The following is a 13,644-nucleotide window of genomic DNA, read 5'->3' as shown; positions in this document are numbered from 1 at the left end:
CGGAATGAAAGGCCCTCCCGGCCTCTCAAACTCTCCAGGGCCAACTTCGGCAGTTGGATCGCGTCCCGCAATGTCGCGCCAGTGTCTCGCCCGATGCCCCACGGTGGGGGCCGGTCTGCCGCTGGCGTCTCCCTTGCGGGAGGTATCGCGCCCAGGTGCTGACGCCCCTTCGCGATACCGGGTTTGCCCCCGGCAAACCGCCAGTGATCTGTCCCCATATCTCGCCCCCCATGAGGCTGGGGATATGGGGACAGATCACTGGCAAGCTCGCGCCTCAGGGAGCCAAAGGCTCGCTTCGGGCGGGCTGTCTTTTCCCCTCCAGCCCCAGCGGTACGAACGCGCACTGCGATTTGGGGCGCGGGCCTCCGGGGAAAAGACGGTTGCGCAAAGCTGCGGCGGTCTTGGATCACTGATCTCCAAAACCACCGTCTTACGCCCAACAGGGAGGACGAAGCCCTTTCCCAAGGGAACCGGAAGAGGTTGGGCTTCATCCCCACTCTGCACCAACACCTCAGCTCTTGTCACGAGCCAAGAGCTGGGCACTCTGCCACGGCGGCAACTATCGGCTTTGAGAGAGGAGGGCGGATGGCCAGCTACCACCTCTCCGTGAAGACGATCAAACGCAGCGCCGGGCGCTCTGCCACGGCGGCAGCAGCCTACCGTGTCGGGGAGCGCATCGAGTGCCAGCGCGAAGGCCGCGTCCACGACTACACCCGCAAGCAGGGCATCGAAGAGACCTTCATCCTGGCACCGAAGGACGCGCCGGACTGGGCCACGGATCGGTCTCGCCTCTGGAACGAGGTTGAGGCCAGCGAGACCCGCCGCAACTCCGTCACCGCCCGCGAGTGGGAGTTGGCCCTGCCGTCCGAGATCAGCGCCGAGGCCCGGTCCCAGATCACCCGCGACTTCGCCCAGGAGCTGGTCAGCCGCTACGGCGTGGCCGTCGATGTGGCGATCCATGCGCCGCACCGCGAAGGCGATCAGCGTAACCACCATGCCCATGTCCTGACCTCTACCCGCAAGCTGGAAGCCGAAGGCTTTACCACCAAAACCCGCGTGCTCGATTCCGCGAAGACAGGCGGCGTCGAGATCGAGCAGATGCGCGGCCTCTGGGCCGAGTTGCAGAACCGCGCCCTGGAGCGGGCAGGGGAGGTGGAGCGCGTCGATCACCGGTCGCTCGAGGCGCAGCGCGAGGCGGCGCTGGAGCGGGGCGATCAGCTCTCAGCCGAGGAGCTGGACCGCGACCCGGAGCTGAAGCTGGGGCCAGCAGCCAATTCCATGGAACGACGCGCGAAGGCAGTAGCCGAGCGCCAGGGACGGGAATACAAACCCGTCACCGAACGTGGCGCTGTCGTCCATGCCGCCCGCCAGGCCCGCGCCGCCTTCCGCGAAATGCGCGCACGGCTGGAGCTGGCGCGTGAGACCTACGGCATTGAGCGCGAGGCGGGGCAGGGGCGTGTCTCTGCCGGTCTGGCAGCACTCAGGGCCGCAACCGCGAAAGATCGCGACCGCAACCCGGAGGATTTCCGGGAGCGGTTGGCGAACGTCGTGGGCCGGTCACGGGACCAGGACGACACGCCGAAACCGGAAGGCCGCAATTATGCGCGGGAGCGGCTCAAGGAGATCATGGAGAAGGACGCCGGACGTGATGGTCAGGCAGCGGTTCACAAGCTGGACGGCCACAGCGAGTATGATTTGGGTGAAGACAATAGGCGCGAGGCACGCAAGCCATCCGTCAACGAGCGCTTGAAGGACGTACTGAACAAGCCGCGAGAGCGGCTGGAGATCGAGGACGAGCGCGAACAGGAGCGCGGTGACGACGAAAACGAAAACATGCGGGACCGGGATCGTGGCGAAGGTCACAGCCTGTGACGCAACCCGATGGCACAACAGAGGAGACAGATCGGATGTATGAAGTATTCAACGTGGGCAAGACGATCTTGCTGGACGGAAAGCCGTTGTCGCTTGTGACGCCCGCAGGTGTTGAAGGCTGGATCGAGAAGGGCATCCCCCACAGCTACCGCTACGACCAGGTGCGCGATCCGCTCGATGGCAAGATGAAGTACCGCTGTCTCTATGAGAAGGACGGGGCGGATGTGCCGTTTGTCCTTGTCAACGATCCGGACGAAGGCGACGGGCGCGTGATCTTGTTCGATCAGAAGCCGAAATAAGCACCTTTGACCTGTTTGAGCGGCTATGTCGTATTCCTTAGTTACAGCGCAAAATCCCAACCATCTGGCTGCAAGGATTGGTAATACCCGTAGGACTCAGTCTTCTTCTGCAGGTTTTTGTGAGGCTTGATGACAGGCTTTAGTTTGGCAAATAGGGCTTCGAAGAAATCCCTTTCGCCTTTGAAGGCCTCATCACCCGTCTTGAGTTCGATGTATCGACGCAGAACAAATGCGGCCAGATCGGCTACAAGAATAGTTGATGCATGCTCTGACTTGATCGCAAAGGGCGTGTTGACGATTTGATCGAAGCGGCGTCCCTCCCAGTTCTTCGGGCGCTTCTTGGCTTTCAGGAACGCGGCTTTGAACGCCAAATCATCGAACCAGGGGTCAGGCTGGAAGATGAGCTCTGCCATGTTGGCATGCTCAACCTTGTTGTCATCTACAACGATCACGCAGTTACCCTTGTTTTTGGGATCGTCGCAGTGTTCGCGTTGCACATGTGAAAGGACGAACATCGCGTTGGCGATCCAGTAGCTGTGTGAAACATCGGGATAACCAAACGCCTTGTGATCGGTCGCTTTGAACTTCTCAAAGGACATTGCAGATGCGTAGACTTTTGAACTGGTGGCGATCTCGTCTACCACAGCGTGCATGAAGGCCTTACGGTCTTCCCCGGAGATCTTGTTCCAACCGCCAGCACCGCGATGGAACCTGCGTGTCTTCAGATCTTGAGGCTTTCCAGGATGCTTCGCAAATACCTCGTCGATCATTACCGAAAAAATGCGGCTGTATTTGTTGAGGCGGACGGCGTCGATCTCGACGGCAGCCATAACGAAGATATCAGATTGGGCCTGATCACCGGTTTCATCTACATAAACAAATTTCATGGCTACTATGTACCTATTGCCGGTCGATGCCGCTTTCTTATCCCTCAAAGGCCGAGGTGGTTCGGTTTGACTGAAAAACTCTCTAGCCAGTCACGTGCGCGGCTGGCTAGACAATGTACCAGTTCACTTTCCTGCGCGAAGGACTCCGATCCTACCTGGATATTGAGCTTTGTCGTTCTCGCGCCATTGAAAGCGCACCTCGACAGGTATGCTGTGTTTCTCCGCGAGGCGGTGGATTTCCTTCCACGCATCCTGTGCGGATTGTCCTTGGATCGAGATGCCTAGCTCAGCTTGGTACTTGTAGCCTTCAGAGCTGTACTCATGCGGCTTCGAAGGAACCTGAAGCTCTTGGCTGAGTACTTTCGCATCCATCCTATTTTTCTTCTTGGTTGCAGCAATCACCTTCAACAGCACACCTGACCAGTTCGCCTTCGCAAGCGCTTGATCGCCAACTGAGGCGTCGAGCAACCGTGTGAACGAGAGGCCAGGTGCGGAACGAAATTCCATAACTCCAGTGTCGGGAGTTGCGCGCACGCCTTCCTGTGCAACGACATCTTCCGATGCGTCATCGCGCTCGAGGCCGAGCTGCTCCATCTTCTCCCGCACAAGACGGTCGATGGTCAGGGAAGGTGTCTCCGTCCCTAACCATGTCGCCACGGACTTGAGGTCAACAAAAGTGGCGTCATTCACGCGTACGACGGGCATCATGGTTATCTCCTCAAAAGATCATGTAGAGAATATGTAACATATAAAACGCGATTTGCAAGACTTTATGTTACATATTTGTTTTCCAGTCGAAAACGGTCCTTTGCGCAACACACGCCCTACCCTACCTCTCCTGTTGCAAAATTATGTTGCGAATTATCTTGATTGAGCAACAAGAAAGCGCAACAGTGTTTTCATGAACTTAGGTTATGCCCGCGTATCGACCGACGACCAGGCTACAGTCGCGCAGCTCGATGCGCTGCGCGCGGTCGGATGTGAACGTGTATTCGAGGAACGCGCGTCCGGAGGCCGCTGGGATCGGCCAGAGCTGCACCGGATGCTCGACCAGCTCCGCCAGGGCGACGTAGTGATCGTCTGGAAGCTCGACCGGCTGTCGCGCTCCCTGAAAGACCTTCTGTCCATCATGGAAAAGATTGACACAGCTGGAGCGGGATTCCGATCCCTGACAGAAGCCATCGACACGACCACACCCGCCGGGCGCATGATGATGCAGATGGTGGGAGTCTTCGCCGAGTTCGAGCGCGAGATGATCCGTGAGCGCACGCGCGCCGGTTTGGAGCGAGCTCGCAAGAAAGGGCGCCACCCAGGACGCAAGCCGAAGCTGTCTGACGATCAGCGACGAGAAATCCGGGATATGGTGCGGTCTGGCAAGCGCACCGAGGCAGAGACCGGGCGGCTCTTTGGCGTTCATCGCTCTACAATCAGCCGTGTAATGCGGGAAAATTAACCTACCCTCAATTGGTTAAGGATATTCTCCTAAAATCACGCCGCGCAAGTTCATGGGTTGTTTCTGTTGAGTATGGCAGTTACACTCTTCTCGAAAAGGGAGAAGTACAGTGCAGGCATCTAAAACCATTTACTTTGCTGACTACCCTTCTCCTGGAAAGACCAGGTCAGGTCTGACCATCCCCTTCTCGCAGGATGACGCACAGCTCTACGAGTATGTGAGACCATTAAGCAGCCATACTCTGCGCCGATTGATCGGTTTCAATCAGTATGCGGATGTTGAGATCGCCGCCGCTAAAGCAGAGTCACAGGTGGCAAGCTATGTTCGCAAAGTACTACGCGATAGTGCTGATCTAGCTGACAGATCAGACGCATATTTCTTCCGTATTCAGTCTACGTTTAGTGGTGGGCGCGGAAGCCCGTTGCACGAGTGGTATCCGTATCTTGAAGGCTATTCCCCCGAATTTGTTGCAAACGTCATCGAGACGTTTGCTCCGCACGCACGCGATATTCTCGATCCTTTCTGTGGGTCTGGCACAACAGCGTTGGTAGCTGCAGCGCGCGGCGGTGTCGGCTATTACTCAGAGGTCAACCCTTCCTGCCAGTATGTCATCGAAGCTAAGGCCTTGGCGTTGACACTGAGTGTCCGGGAACGCCATCGCATTGCGGAACGCCTCCACGGTATAGCCAGCCAGGCTGAGACAGAGATCGGAAAATTCGCGCGCGATGAAGCGCTCTCCAGGTCTTTCACATCAACTTTCGGCAAGCGCCCATTTTTCGAAGATGGGGCCTACAACAAGGTCCTTCAGACGCGCAGTTTTGCTGACCGGTTGGAGAAGGATGATCCGGCCACAGCACGCTTTTTTATTGTGGCTGTTCTGCGGAGCCTGGTGCCGTGCTCCCTTTTGACCCGACGTGGGGATTTGCGCTTCATGACCGAGAAGGAGCACTCGCGAGGACTGCCCGAATTTTTTGGTGAACTGTCCGCAAGTCTTGACCTGATCGCCAGTGATTTGATCGATGCTGAGGCAGCTCCAGGGCGCACGCAGTTTGTCGCTGGTGATGCTCGGTCACTTCATAAACATCTGCCTGCGAAGGTGGATGCTGTCATCACATCACCACCGTATTTGAATGGAACAAATTACTTCAGGAACACTAAGATAGAGCTTTGGTTTTTGCGTTATCTGACCGCTAAATCCGACCTCCGTAGCTTCCGAGATTCTGCGATCACCAGCGGCATCAACGATGTCACCAAGGGTAAGCTTGACAAGGCACGCAACAACAACAGCCGGTTCCGCTCCGATCTGCTTACGAAGACTCTTCGGGAGCTAAACGAAGCAGCATATGACATGCGCATTCCGGCTATGGTCGAGAACTACTTCTATGACATGCATGATGTGCTCGCGACGCTACCAGATGTTCTGAATGAACATGGCGTAGTCGCAATTGATCTTGGCGACTCTGTTTACAGCGGCGTTCACGTCCGAACCCACGATATCCTTGCTGAAATACTCGAAAGCAGCGGGTTTTCTCTGGATGAAACGGTGATCCTACGTGAACGTCAATCGCGCGACGGAGCACGCTTAAGCCAAACTCTGCAGATTTTCGCACCCAAACGCACCGTGAAGCGACCGATCAAGGCATTGGATGCAGAAGAGCGCCTATCTGGATGGAACGACTTCAAAACAACGCTTCCGCATCAGCAAGGTGAAATGGCTCGCCGAAACTGGGGGCATGCATGGCATTCGATGTGTTCTTACCAGGGTAAGCTGAAACCCGCGATCGCTCGATGTCTAGTCGATGCTTTGATGCCAACGAAAAGCGGGCGTCTCCTCGATACATTTTCGGGTGTCGGAACGATCCCGTTTGAAGCAAGAATGCAGGGCCATACGTCATTCGGCTTCGACATTAGTCCAGCTGCGGTGGCCATCTCTCGTGCGAAACTCGAACACATCGACTGGCTCGCTGTAGAGGGCGTGATCGAAGCGCTAGACGACGCTATTGCCAAAGGCCGGCACCGGAAACGATCCACCAGAAAACTGGAAGCCATCCGCTTCAATGGTCCGCTACTTTCCTATTTCCACGAAGACACGCTGCAGGAGATACTTATCGCGCGTGATTACTTCCTGAAGAACAAAACTGTCACTGGGTCTTCTGCCATTGTCCTGGCGTCCCTGCTCCACATTCTGCATGGCAACCGACCTTATGCTTTGAGCAGGAGGTCCCATCCGATCACCCCTTTCGCTCCGACAGGCCCTACGGAATATCGCGGTCTGATCGAGCGGCTGCGTCAGAAGGTGGATCGCTGTAGAAAGGCATGTGAGAACGTGCCTGAAGTACTAGGCCGGTCTTTCCACCAGGACGTAACCAAACCGTGGCCGCGTGAGGTCGATGGGCTCGATGCGATCATAACCTCCCCGCCATTCTTTGACAGCACCCGCTTCTACTCCGCAAATTGGATGCGTTTATGGTTTGCTGGATGGGAGGCTGAGGACTTCACAAAGCGTCCTGCAGACTTTGTAGATGAGAGGCAAAAAAGGAGCTTCGACATCTACGAAAGTATATTTCGACAAGCCAAAGATCGCTTGAACATAGGCGGCTTCTTCGCCGTTCATGTCGGAAAGAGCAATAAGTGCGACATGGCAGCTGCACTACAGCAAATCGGTGAACGCTATCTGCATCTTGAAGACTGGTTCTCGGAGAGCGTCGAGCATTGCGAAAGCCACGGGATTCGAGACAAAGGCACTGTCACCCACCATCAGTACTTGTTGTTTGAGAAGATCAAGTCATGAGAGCATCTGCTTGTTTCTTCCAATCGGGTGAAATTCTCGCGCTGACGTCAAGGAAGTCAAATCCCGTCTGCACAAGTATCCTGTTGCGGAGCCGAAGTAATTCCTGAGGGTAGCGTGCAAATTTCTCGAACAAAGACTCAATAAACTCCGCATCCTCCAGTTTTGAAAGCGCGGCAGGGTTGAACTGTGGCTCGCCCGCCATGAGACGATGATCAATTCCAGTTACTGCAGATAGCTTTCGCAACTCTGCATCTGTGTAGAATTCTCCAGGCCATTTTTCTGCTTTTGCGCCATTGTGCTCTCGGCAAAGCAGCGTGGCATTGTCTGTTGTTAGCGGCCAAAGATAGAAGACTGGCAAGGTGTGATCCAGGTTGCCCTCTTTCTGGGCAACACCAGCTACTAGATCACCAGAAAGGTCGAGACCGCACTTGAAACAACAGTTGTCAAAACGAGCATAGATTGCCGAGACATCCATTTTGCTTCGATCTTCGAAATGGGTAAACAGGCGGCGCTTCTGACTAGCTTCACGATGCTGTTCTACTAGGCGCGTTTGGTTCTTGATCCCGTTGTAAACCTGCTTACAAATCCGGCACTCGCCTTGCCGTCCGGTGCTGCGGCGGCGATGAATGCCAAACAGTTCAAATGGCTTCAGTGTTCCGCAGATTATGCAGTACTTGTACTCTTTAGACTCGCCTACGTAGTCGTCATGCAGAATTTCAAACGATCCTTGTTCTATCGTCGAGTCGTCGCGCGTGTCCTTCAGCTCATAATCGTACAAGATCGTTGTTTCGCCAGCTTTGTGAACGAAACCGCAAACCCCGCACGGGTACTCAAAATCTGGATCGATTGTATCTGTCTTTATAAATAGAAAGTTCGTGCAATCCTTATTCAAACACTGAAAACCACGAAAGGTTTTATCCTCGACATGGTCAGGGTTGGAAAAGTTCGAGCGTTCGACTTTTGTGTATGCTGCCCTTCTTGCCATCTCTCCCGCCTTTTTGGGCGAAGGATTCATGAGCTCGCCCGATGGCGCAAGAGAAATCTCATGTTTTTTGAGGTGGCTGCGGTATCCTACTCCCCTGCCCTAACTAGTGGTTACAGGGATTCGCCAGACAGACCTCATGCTCGGAACCGAGAACTTTGCCAAGAAACGCGTGTGATAACAGATAACACTTACCGCCTTCTGCCGTCGATTTCGGCGGAATCCGGTATGTCTATGCCGCCTGCGCGGAGGCACTCATAAAGCAATTCTTTCTTGGTTAGGCCGCGCTTGCGAGCCTCCTGCGAAAAGGCCTCCTTGATCGGTTCCGGCACATTCGTGAAGGAGAACTGAACCCGTGGAGCATCCTTAAGAGCGGAAGACTTTGCCTTGCTGACGCTCGGCAGCGGCGCGGCAAGCTCCTTCAGCTTCCGGGAGCCGGTATCATCATCCAGATCGTCATCGAGATTTACGCTGACTTTGGCCATGAACCACTCCTGTAGAAGCTCAGCAGGCCCCTGCCCTGCAAATCGGCAAGCACAGACTTCGCGGATCGGCGAGCCGATCCTTGTGGTGATTGGCCAGTTGAGGTCATTTCCTTAAATCCCGTGCGATGCGCGCACATGGCATTGAGACGCGGAACGCCTTGTGCATCGAGCGCATCGGTAATGGCTTGCGTAATGTTGGTGTTCGTATCCACATCCATCATCACCACAAGCGCCGGAATCTCCTTCTCCATCGTCTCGGCAACACTTTGGACATGCGAGTATGTGCGCTTCGCACCCTTCGCATCCGCTTCGTTTGCCTTGGATGGGATCAAGATCAGATTTGCGGCTGCGATGGCGTGCATCGCCATGGCGGACTTGAAACCGGCGGTATCGACAAAGATCACATCATAGGCAGGTTCAGTCTTCTTCAGTGCCTTGACTGTCGGGATCAGCTTTTCGTCGTTTTCTTCGTATAACCAATCAAGGTCTGTCTCATCCTTCTTCGCCCATGCTTCCAGATGCCGTTGTGGGTCGGTGTCGATCACCGCAACCCTCGCACCATCTTCCACCATGAGGCTCGCAAGTGCCGTCAGCAGGGTTGTTTTCCCGGCCCCGCCCTTTTCCTGAACTACGCTGATTACCTGCGCCATTTTCTGCCCTCTTTTTCGGGAATCCTAACAGGTAACACTTAACAGTCAACTGATAACAGGTATTAGATAATAATTATTACTTATCTGTTATCAGTTATGGGGCTCTACCCTTGCGCTCATACCATTTGCGGCAGAAACCGATGAACGCGCCGTCAGGGTGGCGTGGTGGTTCGCTCATCCACATGCGCCATTCCTGTTCAAGGAAGTAGACGTCCCATGTCGGCGCGACCTCGCGTGCCTTTTCATACGCTTCCGACGAGAGCCGAACTGAGATTTCGGATATGATCGCCGGGGCATCCCCGTAGATGTCGAGAAATTCCGCCTTGGGAGAGACTTCAAGCACGTCGTGCAGAAGTCGGAAGCTGTAGTCAGGCATATGGGACTGGGCCGCATCGGCTTTGCAGATCAGCTTCACGAGACGCTTGAATTCTTTGGGAGAGGAGGTCGAGCCGGTCTTGTGTTGCAACTTGTCGAGACCGATCCGCCAGACATCCTGCTTTCCGCAGTGTTTTCTGGCCAGCTCATACAAACGCCGCTCCAGCGGCTTGCGAAGCTGAAAATATGCTTTGTTGAGCGTTAGGACGTTTTTGTTTTCAATGGCTTTGACTAGCCAGTCGCCCATTTCCAGCTCCACGCTCAGAAGCCGTCCTGTCGAGTCTTCCTTGACGATCCGCGCATCGGTGATGAAAGAAATGGACCGCCATTCGCCTATTCCATGGTCATGGATATTGGTTTCGATCTGGGTGAACTGGAGGCGGGTGAGGGCGCGCCGCAAGGTTGCGTAAGCCTGTCCTGTCGTGTGCCGGTTCGTGGCTTTCAGAAGATCGTGCGCAGAAATTCGGACGCGACGACCGATTTCCTGGCCCTCGTTTTTCGCAGCCATGAGCTGACTCAGCACATAGATCAGAATATCCCTGTCGAAGACGTTGGCGCGACCCTCTTCGGCCGCTGGCGTAATCTTAACCTTCACATTGCCCTGCTCATATTCGAAGGCAGCAAGGTCTTTTTTGACCGACAGCGAGAACAGGGGATGCTCCATCGAGGCGCGGTCGCTCTTCGGCGTCGCGTCCAGAATGTCGCAGACAAACAGGTCCGGCTCAGTATGCCGCTGCGGTAGCAGAGCTGTCCTTTTCCGAGGCCGTGCCATTATTCGATACTCTACCCACTGTTATTCGACAGTCTGCCCACCGAGGGGCAGCATTCTTCGATACTCTACACACCTATCTTCGCTAGTCTACCCACCATTCTTCGATACTCTACCCACCAGTGGGCTTAATTTGTACTGAATCTACCAAATATTTCAGATGCTTATGATCGCGCCGATTCTCGTAACACCTTCTTTAACACATATATAACACCCAGCTCCGAAGTCAGAACCAGTCGAAGCGAGCAAGACTCAGCTCACCGCTGATAGAACACGCAGGCATCGACGCCCGTGGTTGTCGTGGTCCAGGACGCTCCAAGGACAGCGCACATGGAAGCGTTGCTGGCTAAGAAACGAGGAAGCGTCACCGTCAGGACAAGAGCCAGAACGACAGCACCCAGACCAAACCATGGAAGACGGCTTTTGAAGATAACCAGCTTTTGCTCCCGTTCCCAAAGCTGACGCATGGTGTCCGACCTGGCATCCTCAGCTTTCCTGAGAACCTCCTGAGTGTGGTTGGAGGCCCGGAGCAGATCACCGGCCATCTGGCCAACGCGGGTTAGGGTGTCGTCGATCTTGCCGTCGATGGTCGCGCCGACAATCTCACCGTAGTGTTCCGGGTCGGTTTGCTTTTGAGCAGCAAAGGCGGCAGAGCGGGCTTCCGTCGCTGTCTTGTTCACGCGGTCGAGCACCCGCGTCTGATCATCCACTCGATCCGAGATGCTGGCGACAGCTGTGGCGAGAAGATCGAGCGTCTCGCGCAGATCGTCATCTGAGAGCAGGGCAGGGGAGGCGGGTGTGTCGGACATGGTGGAATGCTTTCAGGTTATCGGGCGTCTGGCGTGAACAGCCCGGCAAATTCAGGATCGGTGTAGTAACGCAGCTTTTGCGCGACGGCAGTGGCCTGCCCCTGGACGCGCAGGAGCTGACGATCCGGCGGGAGCTGCATGATTTCATCGGGGGTCAGCAGATCGCGGCCCGTGAGGTTGTTCGAGAAACTGGGACCATCGCCAGGCTTGAAGCTGTCCGTCTGAAACCCGGCGGTTTCCTGTCCGATCATCTGGCTCAGCCACTTGGCTGTCTCGAAGTCGTTCACCCCGAAGACCTGTTGCACCCCGGCATTGGCGATGAAGGTGCCCGCGCGTTCGCCGTAGAGGTCCTTGAGCTGGCTCATGTCCTGCAGGATCGGCCAGAGCTGAAGCCCGTAGCCCGCCATCAGCCCCATGGCGCGCTCTACGGCCTCCAGACGGCCCAGGGCGGCGAATTCATCGAGGAGGAAGAGGGTGGGGGCCTTGAGGCGCTGAGAACGGCCCTCTGACGCGCCCTGAGGCCGCTCAGCGTCCCGTGCGATGTCCTGAAGGGCCTGAGAGACCAGAAGGCGCAGCCAGCGACTGTAGGCGTCCATCCTGTTGGGTGGCAGCACAAGGAAGACAGAGGTGATCCGGTGGCGCAGATCGGAGAAAGCGAAGTCTGAGCGCGTCAGACACTTCGCGATCCGGGGCGAGTCCAGGAAGTGTGTATGGCGCTGCGCGTTCGAGAGAACCGAGGCGGCTTCCCGATCTGCCTTGCCGAGGAAGCGATTGGCCGCGCGGGCGATCAGCCCGTCTGCCTCGTCGCTGTCCTGCATCAGCTCCAGCAAGGCGCGGAGCTTTTCCGGGGGCAGGGTGAGATATTCCCGGACGGTGGCCAGAGACCGGCGGTCGCGATCCTCATGGCAGACGCAGAACATGATCAGCCCGCCGAGGATGGCCTTGGCCTCCTCGTTCCAGTGCGCTTCCGTCACCTGTCCCGGCGGGTCCATGACCAGCGCCTCGGTCAGGGAGGCGGCATCCTCGCCCAGATCGAGGCTGTCCGGTGTCAGCCGGTCGAGCGGGTTGTAAGCGGCGGAGTGATGACCGCTGACCTCAAACGGATCGAGGACGTGAACCGTCCCGAACCGTTGCCGGGCCTCGCCTGCGATCCGCGCGTTCTCGCCCTTGGGGTCGATCACCAGAACGGAGCGTTCCGCCGCCAGCAGGTTTGGGATCACGGTGCCGACACCTTTCCCGGCCCGTGTCGGGGCGAGGGTGATCAGATGGGCCGGGCCGTCATAGCGCAAGAGCCGCCCGGTGTGCGGGTTGCGCCCGATCAGGAGGCCGTCTTCCCGCTGAAGCTTCTTCAGCTCTTTGCGGTTCGCAAACCGGGCCGAGCCGTGGCTGTCACCGGTCAGCCCGAAGTAAGCATCCGCCCCGGAGGACATGCGCCAGTACTGGAACCCGAAGACAGCGCCAATGAGCATGAAGGGACCGAAGACCAACCATTGCCAGGCGCTTTCACCGGGCGGCTGATCGAAGAAGGCAAAGATGAACGGCGTGGCCACAAGTGCTCCGAGCATCGCCCCAAACAGGACAGCGCCGACCATCCAGCCCAGCAGAATGGGGGTGAAGATCAACCGACCGAAGAAGCGGAACAGACCCCCGAAGACGAGCATCACGCTCCGCATCAGGCCGCGCCGTCATCGCTGGAGGCAGGGGAGGGGGCGTCCCAATCCGCAAAGGCCTTGCGGTCCTGTTCACGGGAGAGGTTGCGGATCAGCCGGTCGAGCATCACAGCGGCATTGGAATCCCGTTCCGCCAGGTCCATGAGCGCCCCGCCCAGGATCACCTTGCGCCGTGTATCCAGCTTGCGCTGTCTGGTGGCTTCCCGGTTCTTCAGGGCCTGCAGGCGGGCCTTGGCCTGGGCATAGCGTTTCTCGGCGCGTTCAAGCTCAGTCTCGGCCAATTCGGGAATCCACTTCAAAGAGGGCAGGTGTAAAGGTTAGGCTTGCCACAGCCAGCGATAGCGCTTACCCGTAGGCCTGTAAAGGACAAGGGCGCACTTATGCAAACTCTCCACCTCTGGTTCCGAGATTTGCGTGCGATCTCCTTGAGGCAGGGCCTCAGCCGACGGCGAACTCCGTCCGACGCGAGGCGCGTCGGAATGAAAGGCCCTCCCGGCCTCTCAAACTCTCCAGGGCCAACTTCGGCAGTTGGATCGCGTCCCGCAATGTCGCGCCAGTGTCTCGCCCGATGCCCCACGGTGGGGGCCGGTCTGCCGCTGGCG

At 56.8% G+C, this 13,644-nt stretch carries 13 protein-coding genes; 4 read left to right on the top strand and 9 right to left on the bottom strand.

All coding sequences use genetic code 11. The features are described 5' to 3' along the window. Positions 1-585 precede the first annotated feature (585 nt). Complete coding sequence (mobQ, locus tag ACP16H_RS26090) at positions 586-1,872, top strand: MobQ family relaxase (protein ID WP_425075069.1); 1,287 nt, start codon at positions 586-588, stop codon at positions 1,870-1,872. Positions 1,873-1,907: 35 nt separating this feature from the next. After that, on the top strand, positions 1,908-2,171 hold the full coding sequence (locus tag ACP16H_RS26085; protein WP_425075068.1) for a hypothetical protein: 264 nt from the start codon (positions 1,908-1,910) through the stop codon (positions 2,169-2,171). A gap of 41 nt (positions 2,172-2,212) precedes the next feature. Here the strand turns inward: ACP16H_RS26085 and ACP16H_RS26080 are convergent, their stop codons facing one another. After that, entirely contained in the window at positions 2,213-3,058 is an 846-nt protein-coding gene (locus ACP16H_RS26080) for a DUF3800 domain-containing protein (protein WP_425075067.1), read from the bottom strand. A 123-nt stretch (positions 3,059-3,181) separates the two neighbouring features. Further along, entirely contained in the window at positions 3,182-3,766 is a 585-nt protein-coding gene (locus tag ACP16H_RS26075; RefSeq protein WP_425075066.1) for a T4SS efffector SepA family protein, read from the bottom strand. A gap of 193 nt (positions 3,767-3,959) precedes the next feature. Between ACP16H_RS26075 and ACP16H_RS26070 the strand changes: the two genes are divergently transcribed. Then, a complete protein-coding gene (locus ACP16H_RS26070; protein WP_425075065.1) occupies positions 3,960-4,511 on the top strand; it encodes a recombinase family protein in 552 nt (183 codons plus the stop codon). 109 nt (positions 4,512-4,620) lie between these two features. Continuing rightward, positions 4,621-7,302 carry a hypothetical protein gene (locus ACP16H_RS26065; RefSeq protein ID WP_425075064.1) on the top strand — a complete coding sequence of 894 codons (2,682 nt, stop codon included), beginning with the start codon at positions 4,621-4,623 and terminating at the stop codon, positions 7,300-7,302. On the opposite strand, the gene ACP16H_RS26060 is transcribed toward ACP16H_RS26065, so the two are convergent. The 7 genes from ACP16H_RS26060 to ACP16H_RS26030 all read right to left on the bottom strand — a co-directional run bounded on the left by ACP16H_RS26060 (position 7,292) and on the right by ACP16H_RS26030 (position 13,323). Further along, positions 7,292-8,317, bottom strand: coding sequence for a hypothetical protein (locus ACP16H_RS26060; RefSeq protein ID WP_425075063.1), 1,026 nt, complete (start codon positions 8,315-8,317; stop codon positions 7,292-7,294). The two genes, ACP16H_RS26065 and ACP16H_RS26060, sit on opposite strands and share 11 nt — an antisense overlap. Positions 8,318-8,475: 158 nt before the next feature. Beyond that, positions 8,476-8,769, bottom strand: coding sequence for a hypothetical protein (locus ACP16H_RS26055; RefSeq protein ID WP_425075062.1), 294 nt, complete (start codon positions 8,767-8,769; stop codon positions 8,476-8,478). Next, positions 8,751-9,419 (bottom strand): ParA family protein, encoded by a 669-nt coding sequence (locus tag ACP16H_RS26050; RefSeq protein ID WP_425075061.1) that lies wholly within the window; start codon positions 9,417-9,419, stop codon positions 8,751-8,753. Before ACP16H_RS26050 ends, ACP16H_RS26055 begins: the two co-directional genes overlap by 19 nt. 94 nt (positions 9,420-9,513) lie before the next feature. Next, a complete protein-coding gene (locus ACP16H_RS26045) occupies positions 9,514-10,566 on the bottom strand; it encodes a replication initiator protein A (protein ID WP_425075060.1) in 1,053 nt (350 codons plus the stop codon). 254 nt (positions 10,567-10,820) lie between these two features. Next, a complete protein-coding gene (locus ACP16H_RS26040; RefSeq protein ID WP_425075059.1) occupies positions 10,821-11,372 on the bottom strand; it encodes a hypothetical protein in 552 nt (183 codons plus the stop codon). Between the two features lie 17 nt (positions 11,373-11,389). Next, positions 11,390-13,033, bottom strand: coding sequence for a type IV secretory system conjugative DNA transfer family protein (locus ACP16H_RS26035; RefSeq protein ID WP_425075058.1), 1,644 nt, complete (start codon positions 13,031-13,033; stop codon positions 11,390-11,392). Positions 13,034-13,044: 11 nt separating this feature from the next. Further along, entirely contained in the window at positions 13,045-13,323 is a 279-nt protein-coding gene (locus ACP16H_RS26030) for a mobilization protein (protein ID WP_425075057.1), read from the bottom strand. Between the last annotated feature and the right edge of the window lie 321 nt (positions 13,324-13,644).

Source organism: Sagittula sp. S175 (assembly GCF_049800975.1).
GTDB lineage: Bacteria > Pseudomonadota > Alphaproteobacteria > Rhodobacterales > Rhodobacteraceae > Sagittula.
This window is presented reverse-complemented; position numbering and strand designations above follow the sequence as displayed.

Bases quoted from the DNA above. Each gene is read 5' to 3' on its own strand.
- mobQ (WP_425075069.1), top strand. From the start codon at position 586: ATGGCCAGCTACCACCTCTCCGTGAAGACGATCAAACGCAGCGCCGGG.
- ACP16H_RS26085 (WP_425075068.1), top strand. From the start codon at position 1,908: ATGTATGAAGTATTCAACGTGGGCAAGACGATCTTGCTGGACGGAAAG.
- ACP16H_RS26080 (WP_425075067.1), bottom strand. From the start codon at position 3,058: ATGAAATTTGTTTATGTAGATGAAACCGGTGATCAGGCCCAATCTGAT.
- ACP16H_RS26075 (WP_425075066.1), bottom strand. From the start codon at position 3,766: ATGATGCCCGTCGTACGCGTGAATGACGCCACTTTTGTTGACCTCAAG.
- ACP16H_RS26070 (WP_425075065.1), top strand. From the start codon at position 3,960: ATGAACTTAGGTTATGCCCGCGTATCGACCGACGACCAGGCTACAGTC.
- ACP16H_RS26060 (WP_425075063.1), bottom strand. From the start codon at position 8,317: ATGAATCCTTCGCCCAAAAAGGCGGGAGAGATGGCAAGAAGGGCAGCA.
- ACP16H_RS26055 (WP_425075062.1), bottom strand. From the start codon at position 8,769: ATGGCCAAAGTCAGCGTAAATCTCGATGACGATCTGGATGATGATACC.
- ACP16H_RS26050 (WP_425075061.1), bottom strand. From the start codon at position 9,419: ATGGCGCAGGTAATCAGCGTAGTTCAGGAAAAGGGCGGGGCCGGGAAA.
- ACP16H_RS26045 (WP_425075060.1), bottom strand. From the start codon at position 10,566: ATGGCACGGCCTCGGAAAAGGACAGCTCTGCTACCGCAGCGGCATACT.
- ACP16H_RS26040 (WP_425075059.1), bottom strand. From the start codon at position 11,372: ATGTCCGACACACCCGCCTCCCCTGCCCTGCTCTCAGATGACGATCTG.
- ACP16H_RS26035 (WP_425075058.1), bottom strand. From the start codon at position 13,033: ATGCTCGTCTTCGGGGGTCTGTTCCGCTTCTTCGGTCGGTTGATCTTC.